At 59.4% G+C, this 23,925-nt stretch carries 19 protein-coding genes; 14 read left to right on the forward strand and 5 right to left on the reverse strand.

Translation table 11 applies throughout. From position 1 onward, the window contains the following. The first annotated feature begins 9 nt into the window (after window positions 1-9). From ACO08A_RS16365 to ACO08A_RS16405, 9 genes are all read left to right on the forward strand, one after another. Window positions 10-3,222 carry a 2Fe-2S iron-sulfur cluster-binding protein gene (locus ACO08A_RS16365; RefSeq protein WP_422037055.1) on the forward strand — a complete coding sequence of 1,071 codons (3,213 nt, stop codon included), beginning with the start codon at window positions 10-12 and terminating at the stop codon, window positions 3,220-3,222. Between the two features lie 118 nt (window positions 3,223-3,340). Then, window positions 3,341-5,053, forward strand: a complete 1,713-nt coding sequence (locus ACO08A_RS16370) for an amidohydrolase (RefSeq protein ID WP_422037056.1) — start codon at window positions 3,341-3,343, stop codon at window positions 5,051-5,053. 86 nt (window positions 5,054-5,139) lie between these two features. Next, complete coding sequence (locus tag ACO08A_RS16375; RefSeq protein ID WP_422037057.1) at window positions 5,140-5,409, forward strand: 2Fe-2S iron-sulfur cluster-binding protein; 270 nt, start codon at window positions 5,140-5,142, stop codon at window positions 5,407-5,409. A gap of 307 nt (window positions 5,410-5,716) precedes the next feature. After that, window positions 5,717-6,184: an NUDIX hydrolase gene (locus ACO08A_RS16380; protein WP_422037058.1), complete on the forward strand. Its 468-nt coding sequence runs from the start codon at window positions 5,717-5,719 to the stop codon at window positions 6,182-6,184. Between the two features lie 58 nt (window positions 6,185-6,242). Then, entirely contained in the window at window positions 6,243-7,268 is a 1,026-nt protein-coding gene (locus ACO08A_RS16385; RefSeq protein ID WP_422037059.1) for an ABC transporter substrate-binding protein, read from the forward strand. 6 nt (window positions 7,269-7,274) lie between these two features. After that, entirely contained in the window at window positions 7,275-9,485 is a 2,211-nt protein-coding gene (locus ACO08A_RS16390; RefSeq protein WP_422037060.1) for an ABC transporter permease, read from the forward strand. Next, a complete protein-coding gene (locus ACO08A_RS16395; RefSeq protein ID WP_422037061.1) occupies window positions 9,482-10,561 on the forward strand; it encodes an ABC transporter ATP-binding protein in 1,080 nt (359 codons plus the stop codon). The genes ACO08A_RS16390 and ACO08A_RS16395 overlap by 4 nt, the downstream gene beginning before the upstream one ends. Window positions 10,562-10,679: 118 nt before the next feature. After that, window positions 10,680-11,213, forward strand: coding sequence for a histidine phosphatase family protein (locus ACO08A_RS16400; RefSeq protein WP_422037062.1), 534 nt, complete (start codon window positions 10,680-10,682; stop codon window positions 11,211-11,213). Window positions 11,214-11,300: 87 nt separating this feature from the next. After that, window positions 11,301-12,521, forward strand: coding sequence for an FAD-dependent oxidoreductase (locus ACO08A_RS16405; RefSeq protein WP_422037063.1), 1,221 nt, complete (start codon window positions 11,301-11,303; stop codon window positions 12,519-12,521). A gap of 82 nt (window positions 12,522-12,603) precedes the next feature. Here the strand turns inward: ACO08A_RS16405 and ACO08A_RS16410 are convergent, their stop codons facing one another. After that, window positions 12,604-13,275: a Crp/Fnr family transcriptional regulator gene (locus ACO08A_RS16410; protein WP_422037064.1), complete on the reverse strand. Its 672-nt coding sequence runs from the start codon at window positions 13,273-13,275 to the stop codon at window positions 12,604-12,606. Between the two features lie 92 nt (window positions 13,276-13,367). Here ACO08A_RS16410 and ACO08A_RS16415 point away from each other — a divergent pair, with 92 nt between their 5' ends. Together ACO08A_RS16415 and ACO08A_RS16420 are read left to right on the forward strand one after the other, a co-directional pair. Continuing rightward, on the forward strand, window positions 13,368-14,693 hold the full coding sequence (locus ACO08A_RS16415; RefSeq protein ID WP_422037065.1) for an amidase: 1,326 nt from the start codon (window positions 13,368-13,370) through the stop codon (window positions 14,691-14,693). A gap of 206 nt (window positions 14,694-14,899) precedes the next feature. After that, window positions 14,900-16,333 carry a glyceraldehyde-3-phosphate dehydrogenase gene (locus ACO08A_RS16420; protein WP_422037066.1) on the forward strand — a complete coding sequence of 478 codons (1,434 nt, stop codon included), beginning with the start codon at window positions 14,900-14,902 and terminating at the stop codon, window positions 16,331-16,333. A gap of 556 nt (window positions 16,334-16,889) precedes the next feature. On the opposite strand, the gene ACO08A_RS16425 is transcribed toward ACO08A_RS16420, so the two are convergent. Both ACO08A_RS16425 and ACO08A_RS16430 read right to left on the reverse strand, forming a co-directional pair. Next, window positions 16,890-17,630, reverse strand: coding sequence for a hypothetical protein (locus tag ACO08A_RS16425; RefSeq protein WP_319383792.1), 741 nt, complete (start codon window positions 17,628-17,630; stop codon window positions 16,890-16,892). Beyond that, window positions 17,631-18,605 carry a hypothetical protein gene (locus ACO08A_RS16430; RefSeq protein WP_422037067.1) on the reverse strand — a complete coding sequence of 325 codons (975 nt, stop codon included), beginning with the start codon at window positions 18,603-18,605 and terminating at the stop codon, window positions 17,631-17,633. 784 nt (window positions 18,606-19,389) lie between these two features. Between ACO08A_RS16430 and ACO08A_RS16435 the strand changes: the two genes are divergently transcribed. Together ACO08A_RS16435 and ACO08A_RS16440 are read left to right on the forward strand one after the other, a co-directional pair. Next, entirely contained in the window at window positions 19,390-20,046 is a 657-nt protein-coding gene (locus ACO08A_RS16435; protein ID WP_422037068.1) for a hypothetical protein, read from the forward strand. Window positions 20,047-20,059: 13 nt separating this feature from the next. Further along, window positions 20,060-20,497 carry a DUF805 domain-containing protein gene (locus ACO08A_RS16440; protein ID WP_422037069.1) on the forward strand — a complete coding sequence of 146 codons (438 nt, stop codon included), beginning with the start codon at window positions 20,060-20,062 and terminating at the stop codon, window positions 20,495-20,497. A 55-nt stretch (window positions 20,498-20,552) separates the two neighbouring features. Here the strand turns inward: ACO08A_RS16440 and ACO08A_RS16445 are convergent, their stop codons facing one another. Together ACO08A_RS16445 and ACO08A_RS16450 are read right to left on the reverse strand one after the other, a co-directional pair. Further along, window positions 20,553-21,599: a hypothetical protein gene (locus ACO08A_RS16445; protein ID WP_422037070.1), complete on the reverse strand. Its 1,047-nt coding sequence runs from the start codon at window positions 21,597-21,599 to the stop codon at window positions 20,553-20,555. A gap of 312 nt (window positions 21,600-21,911) precedes the next feature. Next, window positions 21,912-22,823 (reverse strand): LysR family transcriptional regulator, encoded by a 912-nt coding sequence (locus ACO08A_RS16450; RefSeq protein ID WP_422037071.1) that lies wholly within the window; start codon window positions 22,821-22,823, stop codon window positions 21,912-21,914. A gap of 89 nt (window positions 22,824-22,912) precedes the next feature. Here ACO08A_RS16450 and ACO08A_RS16455 point away from each other — a divergent pair, with 89 nt between their 5' ends. Continuing rightward, window positions 22,913-23,920 carry a TAXI family TRAP transporter solute-binding subunit gene (locus ACO08A_RS16455; RefSeq protein ID WP_422037072.1) on the forward strand — a complete coding sequence of 336 codons (1,008 nt, stop codon included), beginning with the start codon at window positions 22,913-22,915 and terminating at the stop codon, window positions 23,918-23,920. Window positions 23,921-23,925: the final 5 nt, after the last annotated feature.

Consider the following 23,925-nt stretch of genomic DNA (forward strand, 5'->3'; position numbering starts at 1 on the left):
GGGCGTGCCATGAAGCTGTTTTCCGACAAGTCGCGCCCCGCGCATCTGGGGCCGTTTCCGCTGGAGCGTCTTGCACGTGCCGGGAATCAGCCGGATCCGGAGGCCGTTCCGGCTTTCCGGCAGATGTCCTTTGAAAGTTCCGATCCGGAGAACATCATCAATGCGATGAGCGAGTCACAGGCGATGCTCGACGCGATCCGGGACGGCATCGTCAATCCGGCGCAAGCCGATGTTCCGGCAGACCCGCAAGAGCGGGCGAACCACCTGAAAGGGTTCGGCTATTTCTCCGATGCGTCCATGATCGGAACCTGTGCGCTTTCGTCCGAACTGATGCTGGCGGAGTCCTTCCGCAACCCGGATATCGACCGGCTTGCGGAAAAGCTGCGCACGACCCAGACCAAGACGCTGGCCTCGGGTATCGACATGATCATGGCGGATCTGCGCGATGCCATGAACGCGCCGCCCAAGGGCATAGACGGTCACCGGCATGCGCTGGTTTTCGCCGTGCAGACCCCGCGCGCCGTCCGGCCCGGGGAGCCAGGGGAGGACTGGCTGGCGGGTGCAGGTGCACATCGCTCTGCTCTCAGGGCGATGGAAATCGCCGTTGTCATCGCGCAATACATTCGTTTGCTCGGGTTCGACGCCCGCGCCCACGGGCATTCCTCGTCCGATGTCGACCTCAACCGGCTGGCGGTTGCCGCGGGGCTTGCAACAATCGAGGAGGAGGGACTGGCAAATCCCTATGTCGGGACCGGCTTTTCTCTTGCCGCCGTCACGACGGAGTTCGACATTGCCCATGACAGGCCGCTTGTGCCTCTTGCCGAACAGCCGCGCTCCGTCACCCAGGGCCTTGCCTGGCGTTTCGGCTATAGGACGGCCAAGAGCGCGCGGACGCTCGACCCTTATCAAACCCGCCGTTTCGTTGATGGGCCGCATCCGTTCGAAAACCTGAAGCGGGTCGATGTGCCGACCACCTATTTCGACGAGGAGCGGATCGCGAGGGTGCCCAAGCGCACGGACATGTTTGCCCGTTCGCAATTCGGCGACATGGGCAAGAAGAACCAGCAGGCCGCCACCAACGGCTACTACGCGCGCAAGTCCGCCCCATCGATGGCGCAGCGGCGGGCGCTCGGGGCCTTCGTTCTTTTGCAGGACGGCGAACCGGAACCTGCGATTGCTGTCACGACCTCCGATCCGCAGCGCAATGCGGACAATCTCAAGGCCATGTCCTATTTCCTCGGCATCGACGCGGCCGGCATGTCGCGCTGCCCGGACTGGGCCTGGTATTCACACGACGCCACCGGCGCGCCGCTCGACCCGCCGCACGACCAGGCGATTTCGATGGTGGTCGACCAGGGCTTCGAGACGATGGAAGGCGCGTCGGGCGATGACTGGATCGCCGTCTCCCAGTCGATGCGGGCCTATCTGCGTTTTGCCATCCTGGGCAGCATCGTCGCCAAGCAGATCCGCAATCTCGGTTACAGGGCCAAGGCGCATACGGTGCTGGACGGCGAGGTGCTGCAGCCGCCGCTCCTGCTGCTGTCCGGTCTCGGAGAGGTCAGCCGCATCGGTGAGGTCATCCTCAACCCGTTCCTCGGTCCGCGGCTGAAATCCGGCGCGGTGACGACGACGATGCCGCTTGCTCATGACAAGCCGATTTCCTTCGGCCTTCAGGCTTTCTGCGAGGCCTGCAACAAATGCGCGCGCGAGTGCCCGGCCGGGGCCATCACCGCCGGGCCGAAGCTGATGTTCAACGGCTACGAGATCTGGAAGTCGGACAGCCAGAAATGCACGACTTACCGCATCACCAACGAGGGCGGTGCCATGTGCGGCCGCTGCATGAAGACCTGTCCGTGGAACCTGGAAGGGATTTTCGCCGAAGCGCCGTTCCGATGGGCGGCGATGCATGTGCCCAAGGCGGCGCCCCTTCTGGCGAAACTCGACGACATGGCAGGCCACGGCGAGCGCAACCCGGTGAAGAAATGGTGGTGGGACATCGAGCTTTACGAAGACGGTTCCTACAAGGCGGCGAAACAGCCGGTCAACGCGCGCGGTCTGCAGAAGGACCTTGATCTGAAATACGAGGATCAGACGCTGGCTGTTTATCCGGCGAACCTTGCCCCGCATCCCTGGCCGTTCCCCTTTCCCATGGACCGGGAAAAGGGCATCGAGGCCTATCAGGCGCTGATCACGGCGCAGGAATACAAGGCGCGGCTGGAGCGCGGCGAGACGGAGGGGCTCGCGCACGAATACACCATCTCCGGCGATGCCCCGGTCATCCGGGTGGAGATCGTCAAGACCGAGCAGATGACGGGCGGCGTCACCAAATACGAGTTTGCCGCGCTGGACGGAGAACCGCTGCCCGAGTGGCAGGCGGGTGCCCATCTCGACATCGTGGTCGCACCGGAATTCCTGCGCCAGTATTCACTCTCCGGAGACCCGGCCGACCGCAGCCGTTACCAGATCGCGGTGTTGCGCGAAGACGAGGGCCGGGGCGGCTCGAAGCTGCTGCACCGGATTTTCACGCAAGGCCGCAAGATCTTCGTTTCAAAACCGATCAACCATTTCCCGCTTGCCGAAGGGGTGACAAAAACCTTCCTGATGGGCGGCGGTATCGGCGTCACGCCGATGATCGCGATGGCGCATGAGCTTCACAGGAAAGGCGCTGATTTCGAGCTGCATTATTCCTGCAGCCGCAAGGCCGATGCGGGGTTCCTGGAAGACCTGGCGGCGTTCGCGTGGGCCGACCGTGTGCAACTCTATTTCAGTGATCAGGGCACCCGTGCGGACCTCGATGATGTTCTGGGCGGGTACAAAAAAGGCAGCCATGTCTATGCCTGCGGCCCGGACCGCTACATGACTTCCGTGATGGAGGCGGCGGAGCGCGCCGGTTTCACCGAGGACGAGCGCCATGTCGAATATTTCAACGTGCCGGACGTGCCGGACTACGTGAACCACCCCTTCACGCTGAAGCTGGCCCGCTCGGGCCGGGAACTGGAGATACCGGCGGAGAAATCCGCCACCGACGTCCTCACCGAAAACGGCATTGCCATCGACATCAAATGCTCCGACGGCATCTGCGGGGTGTGCAAATGCGGCCTTGTCTCCGGCGCGGTGGAACACCGGGATTTCGTGCTGTCGAAGAAGCAGCGCGAAGACGCGGTCATCCTGTGCCAGTCCCGCGCTGCGGAAGAGGGCGGTGTGGTGGTGGTGGATTTGTGAAGAGGGGATCGTCAAAATTCGGGGGCTTCCGTTGTCAGTGAAACCGCGCTTCACTGAGCCCTGACTTGGGAGGGTGACGATGCGCTGTTCAAACTGCTTTCGGATTTTTCAGGTTTTTTTGACCGCCTTCCTGCTGCCAGGTTTGCCGGGTTGGGCGCAAGACGAAACGCTCACGGTCTATATCGCCGAAAAGATCATCACCATGGACCCGGGGCTACCGGAAGCGACCGCTGTTGCCGTGAAGGACGGACGGATCGCTGCCGTCGGCGAGCTTGAAGACCTGCAGGGGCTGATCGATCGGTTTCCTCATGTCGTTGACCGGACTTTTGAGAACAAGATTCTGGTACCGGGGCTGATCGCCTCTCACGAACATCCCATCCTTGCCGCAAACACGATCACCAATCGGCCCCTTGTCGCTTACTATTCAACACCGAACCCCTTCGGGACCGAGATTGCGGGTGTCGCGTCCAAGGAAGAAGCGCTGGACCGGTTGCGCGACGCGGTGGCGGACGATCCTGGCTCGACGGAGACAATCTTTACCTGGGGTTACGATTCAATCGCGATGGGCGGACATCTTGACAAGTCCGACCTCGATGCGATCTCGACCACACGCCCGATCATCATCTGGGACGCTTCGGTCCATTTTGCCTATGCCAACACGCCCTACCTGGAGCAGATCGGGGTGACCGCTGCGGACGCCGAAAGAATACCGGGTATCGAACTTGGTCCGGACGGGCAACCGAACGGACAGTTCCTTGCCGTGGACGCAGCGGTTTTTGCGCTGGTCCCGGAGATTGAAAAGGCCACCGCCGACATGGCCCCGGCCATCGAGCAGGTGATTGCGTTGAACCGGCAGGCAGGGATCACCACGACGACTGAACTGGCATATGGAACGGTAAATCCCGAATTCGAGCAGCAATTCTTCAACTCCTATTTCAATGCTCCTGAAACACCCCTTCGGATCGTGATTGTGGCAGATGCCTCAACGTTCACGCGCCTGCACGGCGAGGGCGCTGTTGAAGCCGTATCCAAGCTTGCGGACGACAATACCGACAAGGTCATCTTCTCGGGCATCAAGTTCTTCGCCGATGATGCCTTTCTCGGCCTCGCCATGGCCCTTCGCGAGCCGGGCTATTTCGATCCTGCACTGAGGGCCATCTGGAACACCCAACCGGTCGACATGGCTGATGCCATGCGACCCTGGTGGGAGGCCGGTTATCGAATTCACATACACTCGAACGGGGACGCGTCGCAGGATGCCGTTATTGATGCCTTGGCAGAGCTGCAGGAGATCAAGCCGCGTTTTGACCATCGTTTCGTGTTCGAGCATTTCGGCCTGTCGTCGCTTGACCAGATCAGGAAGATGAAGGCACTGGGCGCTGTCGCCAGTGTCAATCCCAGCTATGTCTATCTGCGCGGCGAATTGAACGCGGAGTATATCGGCACGAACCGGGCGGCACAGGCTGCGCGGCTCGGCACGCTTGTCGCCAATGGCGTGCCAGCGACAATTCACTCGGATCTCCCCGTCGCGCCGGCAGAACCGCTCTCTCTGATGTGGATGGCCGTCAACCGTTTCGGTCAATCCGGTGAGGTACTGGCCCCTGCGGAACGGGTGAGCGCCGAGCAGGCACTGCGGATGGTGACCATCGACGCCGCCTATGTTCTGGAAATGGACGACCGGATCGGCAGTATCGAGCCGGGCAAGCATGCCGACTTTGCGGTGCTGGAAGAAAACCCGCTCGAAGTGGCACCGGAAACCATCCGCGACATCGAGATTTGGGGGACGGTTTTCGCAGGGGTGAAATACCCGGCACCGCCGAAAGACCGGTAACCCGAGCGAACTGCGTGGCCGCATAGCTTTGACGGCCTGGCCACGTTTTTTTGTGTTGATCACCGGCCAGCGGAACAGCCGCAGACGTGCCCGAGCCGGCGGCCAAAAGCGGCTCGGGACTCTTCCTGCAATTTCAAACGACTAAGCTTCGAACGGCCACCGATGTCCTCGCCGAAACCGGCATTGCCATCGACACAAAGTGCTCCGGCGGCATCTGCGGCGTCTGCAAATGCGGCCTTGTCTCGGGAAAGGTCGAACACCAGGAATTCGTGCTGTCGAAAAAACAGCGCGAAGACGCGGTCATCCTGTGCCAGTCCCGCGCGGCGGAAGAAAGCGGTGTGGTGGTGGATCTTTAGGCTACGGTTTCACGAGGATCCCGTTCGTCAAATCAGTCTGACAATCGCCGTGGCAATTTTTCTTCGACCGGCTTGCCCGGTAACTGCAGTGCGTGAAAGGCGGCGCTTCCTGCCAGCAACTGCTGCGGTCTCCCTTTGCTTTTCACGGGTCCAGTGCGCCTAACCGGCTACGCACTCGATCTTGAAATCCAGCCCTTTCGCCTCCTAACAAAAATTAGGTAATTTTCTCAATAATTTGGACAAAATTTGTTGCATTTTCCGTGGGGTGGTGCTGATAATCTCCGATATAACAAGGTAATTATAATTGATGTCCAACATTGCCGAACTTGTCATTCCGCAGACAGCTGCGCTTCCGTTGCGTTGGAATTCCGGTAAACCCCGCGTCCTGATGATCACATCGCGCGAGACACGGCGGTGGGTCATTCCAAAAGGCTGGCTGATGAAAGGCAAAAAGCCTTGGGAGACCGCAAGCATCGAGGCCTGCGAGGAGGCAGGGGCTCTCGGCAGAATTCATGCGAAACCAATCGGAACCTACCACTACGTAAAGATGTTGCCGCGCGGCGAGAGTTGCCGGTGCGAGGTGCATGTTTATCCGCTGGTTGTCGAGAAACTGAAAAAGAACTGGAGGGAACGCGGCGAACGAACGCGCCGATGGTTCTCGGCCAAGAAGGCCGCAAAACTGGTTTCGGAACCAGAACTCAGCACCTTGCTGCTCGACATAGCGGGCAGTCGCGGTGCGAACCTGATCCCCGGGAAGCTTCGCCAGATTTCCTAGGGGTCCAACAAAAGACAGGCCGAAACGGCCAGACATCATTGTTCAGGGAGGAACAGATATGAAAAGAACCGTTACCGCTCTCGCGGGGTCCCTTGTCGCACTCGCGGCCAGTGTTTCGATGGCTCAGGCAGACAAGCTCACGCTCTATTGCAGCGCGCAGGAAGACTGGTGCCAGTTGATGGCCCGCAGTTTCGAAGATGCGACCGGCATTGACGTCAACATGACCCGCAAATCGTCGGGTGAAACCTTCGCGCAAATTCGTGCCGAGTCCTCCAATCCGAAGGGAGACGTCTGGTGGGGCGGCACCGGCGATCCGCATCTTCAGGCCGCAGAAGAAGGCCTTACGGCCGAGTATGTTTCGCCCATGCGCGACCAGTTGCACGACTGGGCAATCAGCCAGGCTGAAAGTGCCGGAAATCGCACGATCGGCATTTATTCCGGTGCGCTCGGTTATGGCTATAACAGCGACCTTCTGGCCGCAAACAGCCTGCCCGAGCCGGCTTGCTGGAAGGATCTCCTGAAGCCCGAATACAAGGGGCATGTCCAGATGGCGAACCCGAATTCCTCGGGCACGGCCTACACCACGCTGGCGTCAATGGTGCAGATCTTCGGCGAAGACGAAGGCTTCGATTTCATGAAGGGCCTGCACGCGAACATCAACCAGTACACCAAGTCGGGATCCGCGCCGATCAAGGCCGCCGGCCGGGGGGAAAACACGATCGGCATCGTCTTCATGCATGATGCGGTCAAGCAGGCGGTGTCCGGGTTCCCGGTCAAGGTGGTCGCGCCTTGCGAAGGCACCGGCTACGAAATCGGCTCCATGTCGATCATCGACGGCGCCCGCAACATGGACGAAGCCAAGAAATTCTACGATTGGGCGCTCAGTGCCGATGCCCAGAACCTTGCGCTGGAAGTCAATGCATTCCAGGTGCCGTCCAACAAGGGGGCACAGACCTCCGAGAGCGCGCCGGACATGAGCCAGATCAAGCTGATCGACTATGACTTCAAGAAGTACGGGTCGTCCGACGAGCGCAAGCGCCTGCTGCAGAAGTGGGACGAAGAGGTCTCGACGCTGCCGCAGTAAGTGACCTTGTCCGCGAAAAGCACCACCCCCCCGGTCCTGATCTTCTGGATCATTGCCGGGTGGGCCGGGTTCGGCCTTCTGCCCTGGTACGGCATCGAGGACGGCTTCTGGTCGTTCGAGTGGCTGGTCGACGGTTATCCTTTCGATGAAGACTACGCGCCCGCCGCTTTCCTGATCGCCCAGGGGGAAAAGCTCTGGCTTGCGCCATTGCTGCTGCCGCTGGCACTGCCGCTTCTTGCCTTGAGACATTCCAAGTCGGACCCCGCCTATGCGCGGTTGCTGGTCATTGCCGGTGCGCTCGGGTTCGCGTGGATGATCGTGCAGGGTTTTTCCATCGGCATTCGCGGGTACAATTTCGACTGGATGAATACGGTATTCGGCCCGCTGGATGACCGCCAGTTCGGCATGGGTTACGGCGCCATGATCTGTGCGTCCGCCTTCCTGTTCCTGCTGACGCAGGGCATCGCGGCACGCGGGGCGGTCAATGGCGATGTGTTTGTCGTCAGTGCGATCGGCGGCGTGATCGTGATCGTCACGGCCTTCGTTTTCTTTCCCATCGCCAAGATGCTGTTCGCGGCTTTCGTCACCGATGATGGCAGCTATTCGATCCTTGTCTTTTTCGACAAGTTCTTCGACGACCGGATCTGGGGATTGGGCTGCCTGGCCGGTGCGCGCTGCGGCGCTGCGTGGAACTCGCTGTTCCTGGCTGTTCTTGTCGGGCTGATCACCACACTGCTGGGACTGGCTTTCGCGCTTGTCGTCACGCGCTCGGGGTTCCGTTACAAGCGCCTGATCCGCGCGATGACGGTGTTGCCGATCATCACGCCGCCCTTCGTGATCGGTCTTGCGCTCATTCTGCTGTTCGGTCTGTCCGGCACGGTGACGGTGTTCATCGCGGATCTGTTCGGTGTGCAGCCGACACGCTGGCTCTATGGGCTGCCGGGCGTCCTGATCGCGCAGACACTCGCCTTCACCCCGATCGCCTTCCTGGTGCTCATCGGTGTCGTCGAGGGTGTCTCGCCGTCGATGGAGGAAGCCGCCCAGACGCTTCGCGCCAGCCGCTGGCAAACGTTCAAAACCGTCTCCCTGCCATTGATGCGGCCGGGGCTTGCCAATGCGTTTCTGCTCGGCTTCATCGAGAGCATGGCCGATTTCGGTAATCCGCTGGTTCTGGGCGGGAACTTCGACGTGCTGTCGACCGAGATTTTCTTCGCGATTGTCGGAGCGCAATACGATCAGGGCCGGGCCGCCGTCCTGGCGATGGTGCTGCTCTTCTTCACCCTTTCGGCCTTTTACGCGCAGCGTGCGTGGCTTGGAAAGAAAAGCTACACGACGGTGTCCGGCAAGGGGGACGCCGGTGTTCATCCGCTGATGCCGCAAGGCCTTGCCCTCCCGGTTCTGGCCATCGCCCTGGTCTGGGCCTTCTTCACCGCCGTCGTTTACGTGATGATCATCTACGGCAGCATTGTCGAACTCTGGGGTGTCAACAACAGCCTGACCTTCAAGCACTACGTGACCGCCTTTTCCGTTCGGTTCGAGGCAGAAGGCATCCGCTGGACAGGCGCGGCATGGGACAGTTTCTGGACGACGATCACGATCGCGGCCATCGCGGCGCCGCTGACCGCCGCCGTCGGTCTGGTGACCGCCTACCTGCTGACCCGGCAGAGCTTTGCCGGCAAGAACGCGTTCGAATTCGGAACGATGCTGTCCTTTGCCATTCCCGGCACGGTGATCGGGGTCAGCTACATTCTGGCCTTCAACGTGCCGCCGATCGAAATCACCGGCACGGGCATCATCCTTGTCGTCAGTTTCATCTTCAGAAACATGCCCGTGGGGGTGCGCGCGGGCATCGCCAGCATGTCGCAGATCGACAAATCGCTCGATGAAAGCTCGCTGACCCTCGGTGCCAACTCCTGGCAAACCTTCAGACGGGTGATCCTGCCGCTGTTGCGCCCCGCGATCCTGGCAGCCCTGGTCTACAGTTTCGTGCGGGCGATGACGGCGATATCAGCGGTCATATTCCTGGTGTCCGCGGAATATGACATGGCGACCAGCTACATTATCGGCCGGGTCGAAAACAACGACTACGGCCTTGCCATTGCCTATTCCACGACCCTGATCTTCGTCATGCTGGCGGCTGTCGGACTGCTGCAGCTTCTCGTCGGACGAGTGCAGATCGGCCGCCGCAAACACATCGAAATGAAGGAAGCGTCATGAGCGATGCACACATTCGCAGCAAAGCCGCGCCGGTCCGGTTCGATGGGGTCTCGAAGCTTTTCGGGAAGGATGTGACGGCGGTCGACAATATCGACCTGAACATCGAGGCGGGCAAGCTCGTCACGCTGCTCGGGCCATCCGGCTGCGGCAAGACGACGACGCTGCGCATGATCGCCGGACTGGAGATGGCCAGTTCCGGGCGCATCCTGATCGGGGATACGGATGTCACGAAGCTACCGGCAACCGATCGCGACGTGTCCATGGTGTTCCAGTCCTACGCGCTGTTTCCGCATATGAGCGTTCTGGAGAACGTCATGTACGGATTGACCTTTTCCGGTTTCGACAAAACGGCTGCGCGCGCGCGGGCACATGAGGGGCTGGATCTTGTGGGGCTCAAGGGATTCGGAGCCCGCCTGCCGAGCGAACTGTCCGGCGGCCAGCAGCAGCGCGTCGCGGTGGCAAGAGCCCTGGTGCTTGAGCCGCAGGTGCTGTTGTTCGATGAGCCCCTGTCCAATCTGGATGCCAAGCTGCGCCGGCAGGTGCGCGAGGACATCCGCGCAATCCAGCAGGATCTGGGGTTGACGGTCGTCTACGTCACCCATGATCAGGAAGAAGCGCTTGCGGTCTCCGATCAGATCGTCGTCATGCGCAATGCGTCGATCGCGCAGATCGGCACGCCGCGCGAGCTCTACGATCAGCCGGTCGATGCCTTCGTTGCGGATTTCATCGGCGAGGCGAACCTGATCCCGTGCGACATCGTGGATGTCGCGGCAGACACGGCGACGGTCGACATCAGCGGTTATCGCTACACGCTGGCATCGCGCGGCCTCGCCAAAGGGAACGCCACCATTGCCGTGCGTCCGTCCCGGCTCGTGCTCGGTGAGAAAGAGGGAATGCCGGCCCGGGTTGCCAAGGCGACCTATGTCGGTGTGCGGATGGAGTATACGCTCGAAGGGGCGTTCGGACAGGTGTTCGCCGTTCAGGACAATGTCGATGACACGCTTGTGGTCGGGACGGAACTGAACCTGTCCTTTGCCAGATCCGGCCCGGTGCTTCTGCCCCCGGACGCGAGCTGAAGCGATCCGTTTGGACAGGGTCACGTCTGTTGCGCCGAGATTTGGTGCGCGGCGTGAGCCGCCTGTCAGAGACCCATGAAACACGCCGCAACGGCCATCGTCTTGCAGAGGAAAGCTTATGCCGATCTATTTCGTGCGACATGGCCAGTCGGAATTCAACGCCGTCTTCAAAACAGGTGACAGCGATCCGATGATCTTCGACGCGCCGCTCACGGATCTCGGCCGTCAACAGGCCCTGAAAGCCCGCGAGGAGATCATCGATCTCGGGATCCGGCACGTCATCACCTCTCCGCTGACACGGGCGATCCAGACAGCGCAGTTGCTGTTCCCGGACGGGATTTCGATGGACGTGAGGGACGGCCACCACGAATTGTTGCTGCATAGCTGTGATGTCGGCAGGCCGCCGAAGGCGCTGAGCAACGACTTTCCCGAACTGGAGTTCGGACATCTCGCCGATGAATGGTGGCACAGCGACGGAACCGGCGGCATCAGCGTGGAGCCGGACCATGTCTTCAAGGCACGGATCGCGCAGTTCGTTCGCGATCTGGACGCCATTTCGGAAAGACCGCTGCTGATCGTCGGCCACGGCAACGCGTTCCACGAAATCATCGGCCGCAAGCTCGCAAATTGCGAGGTGCACCGGTATCGTTGACGGGATCAGGAGCGCGCTGTGACCGTTCAGGGGCAGGCGCGTGTTGCTGCCGTCCTAAAGCCGCATCCGCGCAAAAACAGGCCGACCATGAAACGCAGAACCTTCCTGAAAACCGCAGTCTCGGCCATGGCTGCCGGCTTCGTCCCGCTGTCCGTTTCGGCGGAGGGCAGACGGGCGCCGACGGGATATCTCAGCACGAACTGGAGCCGCGATCCCTACAGTTTCGGATCCTATTCCTATGTCGCCAAGGGCGCGCGGCGGCGCGACCATGCGGTCCTCGGAAAACCTGTCGGTGACCGGCTCTTCTTTGCAGGCGAGGCGGCACATCCGGATTACAACAGCACGGTTCACGCGGCCTACGAGTCCGGGCTGATGGCTGCCGAGGCCATCTCTGACAACGTGGAGGCCGAGGCGGTGGCGGTGGTCGGTGCCGGCGTCAGCGGTCTTGCGGCGGCGAACCGGCTGACCGGGGAAGGCTATGAGGTCACCGTTCTGGAGGCGCGCCGCCGCACCGGCGGACGGATCCTGACGGATCGCAGCCTGGGGATGCCGCTTGATCTCGGGGCCAGCTGGATCCACGGCACCGACGGCAATCCGCTCACGGACCTTGCCGGCACGAAGGACCTCGACATGCGCGCCACCGACGAAACCTATGTCATTCGTGGCGACGACGGCCGGGAGATCTCCGATGCGGATGCACCGGCCTGGCTGGAAAATGTCCTGGAGGTGCAACACTCCCTGGCCGCAGATGCTGAAGACGTGAACGGCGCGGCCTACCGGGTGGATGCGGATTATGATGGCGAAGAGGTGATCCTGCCCGGAGGGTATGACCAGCTTCTGGGCGGGCTCACCGCCGGCCTGGACATAAGATTCGGGCATGTCGTGACACGTGTCGATGTCGACCAAGACGGTGTCCGTCTGCGCGACAGTGCAGGCCGGGAGGCCACGTTCGATGCGGTCATCCTGACGGTGCCGCTGGGTGTTCTGAAACAGGGGGGCATCACCTTTTCGCCTCCCTTGCCGCGCTGGAAACAGGCGGCGATTGCAAGGCTTGGAATGGGCACGCTCGACAAGGTTTACCTGCGCTATGACGACGTCTTCTGGGATGCCGATGTCACATGGATCGCGACACCGGAAAACGGCCTGCCCGAAGGCCAGTTCAATCAGTGGTTGAACCTGTATTTCTATACCGGCGAGCCGGTGATCGTCGCCTTCAACGGCGCTGGGCCTGCCCGGGACCTCGCCGCCCTGCCGGATGCCGAAATCGTTCGGAGGGCGCGTCAGACCCTGGAGCGCGCCTATCCGTGATCCTGCCGCTTGTGTTGTTGGGCTCGCGGCTCACCTTCGTTGCGGCGATCTTGAGCGGCGGCCCTGGCGGGGTATCCTGACCTTACGCGCGCAACAGCATCTGCCGGGTTGTCTGCAGCCACCTGGACACTTCCATGCCGAGGCTTGCCTCTATCGCGACCTGCAAATCGGAACTGCGCGAAAACGCGGAGGTCAGCTCCGTAAAGCTCCAGGTGAGCAGGGTCGTGGGGGCCGCGGTACGAACCGTGACAGGCGCATGGAATCCACTCTTCTGGCTGAGGAGCGCGATTGCGCCGACAAAACTGCCTTCGCCGAGGCTGTCGACCTGCCTGGTGTCTTCCTCGACCGAGACCTCACCATCGACAATGAGGGACAGTTCGCTGACCGGATCACCCTGGCTCACCAGAACGGTGCCCGCAGGAATGGTCTTTCGCTCTGCCATGCGCAGGAAGTTGAAGGCGTCGCGCTCGGACAGGTTCGGCAACGCGATCGCGTAGAGACGCCGTTCTTCCTCGGTAAAGGGAGCCGGACGCCTCTCTGCCAAAAGGCGTGCAATCCAGTAAAGGTTGATACAGAGAAAAAACGTATTCCATCCAATGGGCGTCCAGAGCGGTGAGCTTTGAAAATAGTAGTAGGGCATCAGGCATGAAATCCCGAGCACAGTCAGAATTCGCAGCCAGAAGATGTCCCGGACCGAGTAGGACAAGAGATAAATCACATTCGCGACATTCACCAAAACAACAAGGCTGACCATCACCTGGTCCTTTTTTCAACGAGCAATCCCGGTTTAATCTAGTGACCTGACCCTAATCGACAGGCCGGGTCGGCGATAGACGGGGAAGCGCGATGTCCGAAACACCCAACAAGCAGTTGGCGCAGGCTCTCGACGCGGCCGCGCGGACCGAAGACAGGGTCCATGCCTACAGGCACCTGTTGCCTCAACAGGCACGATCTGACGCCGACAATGTCGGTTTGAACGCGCCCGCTTCACCGATTTCCGGCTGGCCCTTCGCGGTGAAGGAGGTGTTTGACGTTGCGGGCGTGGCGACTGCGGGAGGCTCGCACGCCTACGAAGACCGCGTCCCGGCGCAGGACGCCACTGTGGTGGCCAGGCTTCGCGCTGCCGGTAGCACGCTTGTCGGTACGCAGATCGCGCATGAGCTGACCTGCGGTCTGGATCAGCCGCCGACGCGCAATCCGTGGAACCTTGAGTGCTATCCCGGCGGATCGAGTGCCGGTGCCGGCGTCTCGGTCGCCGTGGGGTCGGCGCGCTTTGCCCTAGGCACGGATGCGGCCGGGTCCGTGCGCATTCCGGCGGCCATGACCGGAACAACCGGTCTCAAGCCGACCTGGGCGCTTGTCAGTTCAAGGGGCGTGATGCGCGAGGCGTCGGCCCCGTCGATCGATCACGTCGGGATCATTGCAAGATCGGCTGCGGAGATCGCCCGGATCCTTCCGATCCTGGCGCGTCCCGATCCCTGGGACAAGGCAACGCTGCAAGCGTGCGCTGATCGCGAAGACGCACAGCAGACCACGGGCCGCCTCGCGGTTCTCGGCAAGGAAACACGTGCCGCCCTCACTGATGTCACACCACTTGATCCGGACATCGAAACCGCTTTCGCACAGTCCTGCGATGTCTTTCGCCAGGCTGGTGCCGATATTGTCGAGATCGAGCTGCCGACGCTGCCGATGGCGGTTGACGCGATCGTCACGCTCTTTGCCGCCGAACTGTCATGCGCCAATGCGCGAGCCGTCGCGCAACGCCGGGGCAGGTTCACACCCGCTGTCGCCGACATGATTGAAACGGGACTGGCCATCCCCGAAGACCAGGTGTGGGGCGCTGTCAGGATACGCACGAACCTGAGGAAAGAGCTGTCTGCAGCCTTCAGCGCGGCCGGTGCTTCGTTTCTGCTCACGCCGACCACGCCGCGTCCGGCGATGCCGCTCAACGCGTTCGATCCGACCGAGGAACTGGGAACGCTGATCCCGTTCACCTGCGGCTTCAATCTCACCGGAAACCCCGCGATCAGCCTGCCGTGCGGACAGACCCGCGACGGTCTGCCGATCGGGCTCCAGATTGTCGCCGGTCACTTTGAAGAAGCCGCCCTGCTTGACCTTGCCATGGATTTTCAGCGCCGGACGCACTGGCATGAGCTGCGTCCGCCGCTTTGAAGCGGAGCGCCGCGCGCTTGCCGGAACGGCTTTGCGGGTGGGCAAAACGCAGCTGACGACTCTTCCTTCAATTTCAATCGATTAAGCTCCGAACGTCTACTGGACATCGGCTTTCAACAGGCGTTAGACAGCGGGCGCGGGCCGGGGATCTGACCCTTGAGGCCTGCCGAACACTTGCTGGATTTGCGCTGAGGAACACATTCGACATGGCGACGACGGATCATCACTTCGACAACTGGAAAGAACAACAATATGCCGCCGAGCAGATGATCCCGCTGGTTGGTCACCTCTATCGCGACTACGGCATCAACATCCGGATTTTCGGGCGCCGGCTCTTGAACAACTCCGCCATCGAGATCATCAAGGCGCACCGCTACGCGCTGCAGATCACCGGGCAGGAGCTGGAGGTCTCCAGGAGCCTTGAGATCGTGAAAGCCATGCTGGAGATGGACCTTGCCGCGTCCCGCGTCGACCTCGGCAAGCTGTGCCACCGTTTCATGGAAGAGGGCGGCGATGCCGCGGCCTTCGTCGAGAAACAGCTGGCCAGCATCAATACGGGAAGAACCACCATCCTGCAGGAGCCGCAGGACGTTGTCCTCTACGGCTTCGGGCGGATCGGCCGTCTGCTGGCGCGCATGCTGATCGAGCGTGTCGGCGCGGGCAACAAGATGCGTCTTCGTGCGATCGTCGTGCGCGGCGGCAAGGGCGAGGATCTGAAGAAACGCTCCAGCCTGCTGCGGCGGGACTCCGTCCACGGCGCGTTCAGCGGCTCGATCACCGTCGACGAGGAGCAGAACGCCATCATCGCCAACGGCAACACCATCCAGGTGATCTACGCCAACTCTCCCGCCGAGGTGGATTACACCCAATACGGCATCCACAATGCGCTGGTGGTCGACAACACCGGCATCTGGCGCGACGAGGAAGGCCTCGGCCAGCACCTGAAGTGCCCGGGGGCGTCCAAGGTCATTCTGACCGCGCCGGGCAAGGGATCGATCAAGAATGTCGTCTATGGCGTGAACCACGGCGACATCACCGAGGACGACGCCATCCTGAGCGCGGCTTCCTGCACCACCAACGCGATCACGCCGGTGCTGAAGGTGATCAACGACGAATTCGGCATCGAGAACGGCCATGTCGAAACCATCCATGCCTTCACCAACGACCAGAACCTGATCGACAACTACCACAAGGGCGACCGCCGCGGCCGGGCCGCGCCGCTCAACATGGTGCTGACGAGCACGGGTGCGGCCAGCGCGGTTGCGAAGTGCCTGCCGGAAATGAAGGGCAAGCTGACCGGCAACGCGGTGCGTGTGCCGGTTCCCAATGTCTCCATGGCGATCCTGAACCTGAACCTCGGGCGTGAGACGACCGATCAGGAAATGAACGACTACCTGCGCGGCGTCTCTGTGCAATCCTCCCTGCAGGACCAGATCGACTACACGGCCTCCACCGAACTGGTCTCCTCGGACCTCGTCGGGTCGACCCATGCCGGCGTCGTCGACAGCCAGGCGACCATCGTCGACGGCAACCGGCTGGTTCTCTACGTCTGGTACGACAACGAAGCCGGCTACAGCACCCAGGTCATCCGCCTGATGCAGGAAGTCGCGGGGATGAAGTATCCGTCGGTTCCGGAGTGAGGGAAATAGCAGGGGCGAACGCGGAGGTGGATTTTCGAGCGGGAGCGGCGGCGAGGGTTCTGTCCATCAACACCATGGTGCCGCAGCCGAACGCTCACTAATTGTCGGTGAAGAAATCCTGAAGTCTGGGTGGAATGCTGAGACCCAGCGTGGCGTGTTCGAGTGGCTGGATCGGGGCCGCAAACAGAGTGACGGGTTTCCCAATTATCGAGCGAGAATGCAGACATTGGCGCACCCGGATATGGCTGCATTTACGGCCCATTGCCGAGCTTGGAGTAAAGCCCAAAGATCTCAACTGTGTTACGAAATCCGCTAATCCCTCAGATCTCATTTTGTAGAGTTGAATTGCCAGTGTGCGAACAAGTTACCAAACGTCACATCTTGGAGACGACTGTTATTGATTAGACATGAGTATTTTTTATTGAACCGTTTATACTCGACGTCTATTAGCCTCATGGAGTCCCTCTGTTGCTAAATCATGGTACGGACCAATTCGTTGGGGGCAGACCACACACCCACTCTTCGCCATGAGGCAGCGTTGCAGTTACAACCGCATTTAAGACTCTGAAATGCCGGCCAACACACAAAGCTCCTCTATCAACCGCCGAAATTTGCTTTGAACGTTATCAACATCTGTCTTCTTTGTTATGTAAGTCCTGTTGTGCGCTGCTGTGTCACCCAAGTCTTTAATCGAATCCATTACGTCGCCCATGCCGCGCGAGAGTCTGAAGTTGGAAGGATTTTTGGCTTGGCTGATCAAATCTTTCAACATCAAGTAATTGCCATCTGCATCACGAATTTGAGCCTCTTTTCCCTTTTTCTCAAAAGAGGAAATAATGAGAGATTCCATCATTCTGCGCATCAATACAGCCGCGCCATCATAGAACCCGTAGGTGTAGCTTCCATTGATTTGTTCTACCAAAGAGACCAAATATCTTCGTCCTCCGGTGCAAGAACTAGCCGTCAAAATGCTCTCATTTGAAACAGGTTTTACGACACCGGTGTAGCTTGAGAGCTTTTCGTTCAACTTAGCTAAATTAATACGGTGAAGTGCGTAGCCTTTGCCTCGTTTGACATACTGACGACGCTGCTTGCTGGTTCCTTCGTTGAGATACTGAGCAATACGACCTGGGACTGGGTGATTGATCGAGTTGAAAATGTTTCGGATTTCCGCAGATGCGCAATAGTCATTCTTTTGAACCACAGTCTGGTAGTAAACTATAAGCTCGACGAGCTCACGATTACTGAGTTCTTCGTCGGTTTCACAAAAAACCAAAAGTTCTTGCAGGCTAGCCAATTACTTTTCCCGCTTTGCAATATCGTGGTTGAACAGGTTTTCACCTTTTGGCGTTAGCGTAATTTCCCTGAAACCTCTCTCATAGACAATCAAATGATCACGATTCTGTGCGTTCCGAAGCGTATCCATAAACGATCCTGGCAGTTTGATCTTTGACTTACGCTCAGCGAAACAAGTATAAATGTCGTCTCCCGATATACTTTCAATGCTCGCTTTATCAGTGAGGAATTTAAGGAACACCACCAAATGTTCCGAATTGTTGTTCGATTTGTACGTTTCTGAAAATTCGTCTAATCCATGTAAGTCGAGCGTTGCATTGTATTTTGGCTTGTATGCAGTCGACCTTTTTCCTTTTGGTGTGGGCGTTGCGCTCTTTATAGGGTTTGTTTTATTTGCGCCAGCAAACTTAGAAGGCTGCTTCCGCGATCTGACTTTTGCAAGTCCTACGTTCTCTCCGCTCAATACTTCTTCGAAATACTGTTTACCCGGTCTATTTATCGAGTAACGGATAATCACTCCCTTTTTAGTGACATTGTCTTTCATTACATATTTGTTAGCCTTGCGCGAAATCGCCAGGGAAACGTTTGATGTCGCAACTGAAATCCCAAGTTGCGATAATATCTTGCTGATTTCACCAGTAGTCAAAGCTGGCTGTGAATTGAAATATTTTTCATTGATGTAGAGACACATCATAATTTTGTTCACAACGTCAGAATGACCTAAAATATGCTTTTCTAATGCTTCAGTTTCTTCGCAGTCGAATATTGTGTTTGCGATCTGAGAAAGATCCACGTCGTCGCTAGGTCCATCGGTTGCAGCAGCCTTTATATCTTCTTTGGGCTGGCCACTTTTTGCGGACGGTGCAGTCGGCTGAGACCCGCCACTGTATAGCATGGCCACGTGAGCGACCTCCTCCGCTGACCCTGAAACAGTTATCGTGGTCCCGTTAGCTAACTTGATCGTTGCTTCAGCCATCTGAATTCTCCATAAACTGAAACCTGATATATGTCTCGTTATTAAAGTCTTCAAGAATTTTTTTCTATTAAAATCTCATTTTACAAGAAAAATGCAGAGAATTTTACGAGTTACGAAATTGAAGTAAAAATAATTTGAGGTTATAGATGCGAGTTAAATGTGTTCAATGTATTGAAATATATATGACTTTTAGAATTTTTGAAATGATTAATCAAAGTGCTACGCTAATTTTTTTTGAATTTTCTATCTTTTGCTGATTTAGAGCCAACTAAATTTCTTGCAGTTTCAGAACATGCTCGCAGGCATTTGGGAGCTAACTACTCTGCAACGCCCGGCTCACCGTTGCCCGCGAAAAACCACACAGTTTAGCCAATGCTTCAGCGATGTTCATTTAAAACACTGGCATGACAATTATCTCAGATGTAGTTACGGTTGCATTCCGCCCTTTCTGGACAGTTATCGAATTCGCGCCGAATGTCCGCTTTCAAAAAAAACGTTTTTGAAGCCTTGAATGTCCGAAATGGGAGCGCAAAGCGGAGAGTTGCTCCAACTGTGCATCATGGGTAGCGGGGAGGGAGACACCCCTTGCGATGACAAGGCGGTTGTCGACATGCGCCCGGACAAAGACCACCCCCCTAAGGCTTTCCATAACTATCCGCAGTGCCACCCCTGTGCTTTGCTCAGCTCGCTTGGCCTTCGACCAACATCAGATTGACTAACTTCATTTTTTCCCACCGCCGGGTTTCTCCGGCCTTCAGACATTTCAAAACCCGGAGCAAGTCCCGTGTTCAAACGCATCAGGTTTCCGCTTCTTCTTGTCGTGCTGGCGATCGGGTTGGTGGGGTGCAACGGGGACGAGACGGAGAGCGGGCAGGGGGAGGCTCCCGAGGGCTTGAGGATCGTGCCGGTGTTCGGGCCGGAGCGCACGGATGTCAGTGCCGATGTCGAATGGAATTTCAGCAAGGTCGGCAAGGTGGAAAGCGTCGACAGGGGCGGGGACGGGTCGATCTTCTGGATCAACTGGGCCGAGCGGTTCGACCCGCTTGGCACCGACGGCGTCCACCCGCTGAGCGACGGCGAGATCGGCGTCGAGCTGACCTTCAAGGGGCATGACCACCGCGACATCGTCGAGCTGCCCGCCGCCGAAGACGGCAACCAGCGGCTTGAACTGGAAATCACCGGGCAGGGCCGCCTGGTTCTGGAAGCGGAGGGGTTGGCGGATGACGCGCTGATGGAACTCGGTTTTCACGGCAAGGGCGGCGGCGTGGGCGGCAGCGAGATCGGCCGGACCGGCTGGCGCAACCAGCGGGGCGCCAATTACGTGGCGCCGGGGATCTACGACGTCACGCTGAAGAACGAGGACACCGGCGAGACCCACACGCAGTCCGTGACCATCGGTGAAGGTGAGACGAGCACCTTGACCTTCACGTTTACCCAGTAACGGACCGCGCAACATGAGCCTCCTGTTTTCAGCGGAAGGAAGGATCGGGCGCGGCCGGTTCTGGATCGGGTTCCTGGTCCTGTTGATTGCCGGCGTTCTGATGTCCCTCGTGGTCACGGGGCTTGTGCTTACCCTCGGACAGACGGGCCAGTGGATCGGGTTCGCTCTCCTGCAGCTCTTCCTCTATCCGGCCATCGTGCTGTCAATGAAACGTCTGAGGGATCGCGGGCGCGCGCATCTCAACCTGTGGCTCATCGCCTATTTCGCACCGGGCATCCTGGCGAATTTCGCGCAGACTTCCGGCATCGGCTTCACACACGAAGACATCGGCGGGATCCCTGTTTCAAGCCCGACCGCGCTCGGCGGCGCGCTCCTGATTTTGGGCTTTGTCGCCTTTCTCGCCGCGATCGTCGATCTGGGCTTTCTGAAAGGCAAGGCGGCGCAGGCCTGAAACAGGCCGCCGTCACGCCGCAGGATGCGGGTCATGACGGCAGCCTATGCTGAACTCAGGCAAACGGATCGACCTGATAGTCGAACGGATTGTCCATGTGATCGACACCGTCGAACTCGCCGTTCTCGCGCATCTCGTTGAGCAGCGCCTCAAGTATGTCGTTGAACTCTCCCAGATCGGTCCAGGCATCTCCCATCAGGTTCACGAATTCGGCGAAGGCCGCATCGAAATCGCTGCCCAGGTTGAAGTTGAACTGGTCAAGGCCGGTCAGGAACTCCTCGCTGAACAGGACCGTGTCCGAATAGACGTTTTCGCCATCGAAGACGATGTATTCGAACATCACGTTCATCGACACCTGATAGGCCCCGGCCGTCTCGCACCAGGTCATTTCCATCTCGACCTCGAGCGTCATGGCGAAACTCTCGATGTCATAACCATCGGCCTCACCCATGATGTCCATGTTGAGGCCGTAGTAATAGTCCTCGAAGTTCTCGAAATCGGGCCCGGAGATCTGCTGGTTCTCGCCATAGGAGATTGTCACGTCGAGCAGCTTGCCTTCCCCGGCGCTGTACTCGCCCTGCAGGTTCTGGGAAACGCGGAAGCTCCAGATCGAAGTTTCCTGGCCGTTCGCATCGGTCTCCGTGGTCACGAAGCTTTCCCGGCGCTCGCCGAACAGCAGGTTGGAAACACTGCCCTTGTCGGAATCCACCTGCTCGGAATAGACATGGATGTTGCTGAGACCGGCGTTCTCGGTATTGGAATACATGAAGCCGGTTTCGACATCTTCATAGGTGACCTGCGGCAGGGTCTCCGGATCGAAGGACTGGAACGGATCGATGTTCTTCAGCGGAAGGTCGACCGAACCGGATGCGGCGTCGGAAAGATCTGTGTCCGGGAGGTCGATGCCGGTGCCGTCCTGACTGCCAGAGCTGTCTGCGTCCGCTTCCTCCATCCAGACCTGCTCATCAAGCCCGATCGGCGGTGTCACGGTGACCGGGGGGGCCGTATCGGCTTCGAAGTCAAAAGACGGACTGCCGTCCAGAAAAAACTGGTTCCAGGCGATTTCCCTGGTCGTCTGTGTATTTTGTACGTTGGTATCCATCTTGCCGTTCCGTCTTTGGTAAATTTATATTTGTACTCATGTCGCGTGATCCTGATTTGATTTGTATTTCCCGATTTTCAATAGAAAAACGTAATTATTACATTAGTTTAATTCTTGCTATTCCGTAATAATTCTACGTCTTCCTTTCGTTCTACTCACGTTATGCTTTTCGGTGGGGTGGGTCATGAACGTGATTGCTGCTTCGGGCGGCGGAAGACCTGCGGGGGTGCCGGTGGACGCGCGCGCTCCGGACGCAGGCGACAAGGCGTCTTTTCGGGTTTGGAGCAATCCCGTGCCGGAGGGTGGGCTCCCTCAGCGGTGTTGGTCCTGCGCGATCTTCTGCTTCAGCACCTTCAGGAACCGGTCCTCGATCGGGCTGGATTTTGCGTTGATGCGGCGGATCGCGCCGAGGGGGCGGTGAAACTGCGGGTGGTCGAAGGGCAGAAACACCAGGCGGTCCTCCAGGTAGGAGGCGGTGGTGGCTTTCGGCATGGTCGTGATCAGATCGGTTTCCGAAACGATCTCCAGAACCGACCGGATGGAATCCGTCTCGCAGCCGATCTGCATCGAGCGTACGCCGGAGGCGATCATGGCCGCCTCGGTCTGCTGGCGCAGCAGGCTTCCCCTGGAATGGGCGAGCCAGACCTGGGCTTCCAGGTCCGAGGCCATGATGCGCTTGCGCGAGGCGAGCGGATGGCCCGCGCGGCACATGACGCCGACCCCGTCGTCGATCAGTTCCTCGAACACCAGTCCGTCGACCGGTTCGGCAAGGCTCTCCGGTCCGAAGACCAGGTCGACCTGTCCGCGCTCCAGCATGGTCCTGAGTTCATGAACCAGACCGGTGCGGATCTCGACGCTGCAATTGGGGTTGGCCTTCATGAAGGGCGTCAGGGCGTTGCTCAGGAACCGGCCCGAGACGATCGGCGGCGCGCCGATGCGCAGCTCGCCGACGGAGCCCTTGGCCGACTGGTCGGCAACGATGCCCGCCTGTTCCTCGGCCAGCCGGATCGCCAGCCCGTTGCGGGCCAACCGCAGGGCGAGGTTGTTGGGGATCGACCGCCGCCCCTCGCGCTGAAACAGGGGCGCGCCCAGCCGCGCCTCGAGCGCCTTCATGTTGCGGCTGAGCGCAGGCTGCGTTGTGCCGAGGCGATTGGCGGCGGACTGGAAGGAGCCCGCCTCGACGACGACCGAGAGCTGGGCCAGGTGTTTGGGGTCGAGTTTCATGCCTGATTGGTATTTATAAGCCCAAAAGTTTGATTATTCCATATCAATCAGACTTGGTAACGTCCGGGAAACGTCTATGGGAGGATAGCATGTTTCATTTCAAGTCACTCGGCCGGGCCCTTCTGGGCGCGAGCCTTGTTCTGGCGCTGCCCGGTGCCGCGTCCGCGCAGATCTTCAAGGGGGAAACCGCCGGTGTCGGTGACCCGGTTCACACCATGTTCGTGGCGTTCGCCAACCAGGCCGGCAAGTCCGGGGTGGAGATCCAGGTCAATGCCGGTCAGACCCTGACCAAGTCCATGCTCAAGGGCGCGAAGGGGGACATCGATTTCTTTTCCACCGTGCCGTCGCTGGTCAACCTGATGGCCGGCCAGAAGCGGATGTACGAGAAGATCGAAGGCGCACCCGAGCTCGCCAAGAACATCCGCGCCATTCTCGGCTTCAAGGCCGGGGCCTATCACCCGGTGACCCTTTCAGGCTCGGGGATCGAAAGCTGGGAGGACATCAAGGGCAAGACCGTGTTCACCGGCCCGCCCGCCGGCTCGGCCTCCGCCACGTCGGAAGCGCTGATCAAGATCATCACCGGCTATGTCGCCGGGGAGGACTACACCGCCGTCCGGCTGAGCTGGGGTGAAGGCTACGCGGCGCTGGCCGACGGCAAGATCGACATGATGGTGCGCCCCGCGGAGATCGGTTCGGCCAATATCGAGCGGTTCGGCCTCAGCGGCGAGTTCCGGGTGCTGTCGATCCCCGAAGACAAGGTTGAAAGCGAAGAGATGCAGGCCCTGTTCGGTCGGCCGGGCCGCGGCATGCTGCAATTCAAAGGCGACGTCTACAAGGGGCAGCTGACCGACGGCGAGATCACCGCGCTCGGCTTCACCCAGTTCGTCGGCACCCATGCCGGCGTCGACGAGGACGTGGTCTACAACGCCACCAAGGCGTTCTGGGAGAACCTTGCCGAGGTGCACAACACCGCGTTCTTCCTCAAGGACGTGACGAAAGACAGCGCCTTCACATCGGTCAACGTGCCGCTGCATCCAGGTGCCGTGCGCTACTATGACGAGGCCGGCATCGCGATCCCGGACGGCCTGCGCCCCTGACCCTT

Source organism: Roseibium sp. (genome assembly GCF_965232425.1).
Taxonomy (GTDB): Bacteria; Pseudomonadota; Alphaproteobacteria; order Rhizobiales; family Stappiaceae; genus Roseibium.

Bases quoted from the DNA above. Each gene is read 5' to 3' on its own strand.
- ACO08A_RS16365 (WP_422037055.1), top strand. From the start codon at position 10: ATGAAGCTGTTTTCCGACAAGTCGCGCCCCGCGCATCTGGGGCCGTTT.
- ACO08A_RS16380 (WP_422037058.1), top strand. From the start codon at position 5,717: ATGTCCAACATTGCCGAACTTGTCATTCCGCAGACAGCTGCGCTTCCG.
- ACO08A_RS16385 (WP_422037059.1), top strand. From the start codon at position 6,243: ATGAAAAGAACCGTTACCGCTCTCGCGGGGTCCCTTGTCGCACTCGCG.
- ACO08A_RS16395 (WP_422037061.1), top strand. From the start codon at position 9,482: ATGAGCGATGCACACATTCGCAGCAAAGCCGCGCCGGTCCGGTTCGAT.
- ACO08A_RS16400 (WP_422037062.1), top strand. From the start codon at position 10,680: ATGCCGATCTATTTCGTGCGACATGGCCAGTCGGAATTCAACGCCGTC.
- ACO08A_RS16405 (WP_422037063.1), top strand. From the start codon at position 11,301: ATGAAACGCAGAACCTTCCTGAAAACCGCAGTCTCGGCCATGGCTGCC.
- ACO08A_RS16410 (WP_422037064.1), bottom strand. From the start codon at position 13,275: ATGGTCAGCCTTGTTGTTTTGGTGAATGTCGCGAATGTGATTTATCTC.
- ACO08A_RS16415 (WP_422037065.1), top strand. From the start codon at position 13,368: ATGTCCGAAACACCCAACAAGCAGTTGGCGCAGGCTCTCGACGCGGCC.
- ACO08A_RS16420 (WP_422037066.1), top strand. From the start codon at position 14,900: ATGGCGACGACGGATCATCACTTCGACAACTGGAAAGAACAACAATAT.
- ACO08A_RS16430 (WP_422037067.1), bottom strand. From the start codon at position 18,605: ATGGCTGAAGCAACGATCAAGTTAGCTAACGGGACCACGATAACTGTT.
- ACO08A_RS16440 (WP_422037069.1), top strand. From the start codon at position 20,060: ATGAGCCTCCTGTTTTCAGCGGAAGGAAGGATCGGGCGCGGCCGGTTC.
- ACO08A_RS16445 (WP_422037070.1), bottom strand. From the start codon at position 21,599: ATGGATACCAACGTACAAAATACACAGACGACCAGGGAAATCGCCTGG.
- ACO08A_RS16450 (WP_422037071.1), bottom strand. From the start codon at position 22,823: ATGAAACTCGACCCCAAACACCTGGCCCAGCTCTCGGTCGTCGTCGAG.
- ACO08A_RS16455 (WP_422037072.1), top strand. From the start codon at position 22,913: ATGTTTCATTTCAAGTCACTCGGCCGGGCCCTTCTGGGCGCGAGCCTT.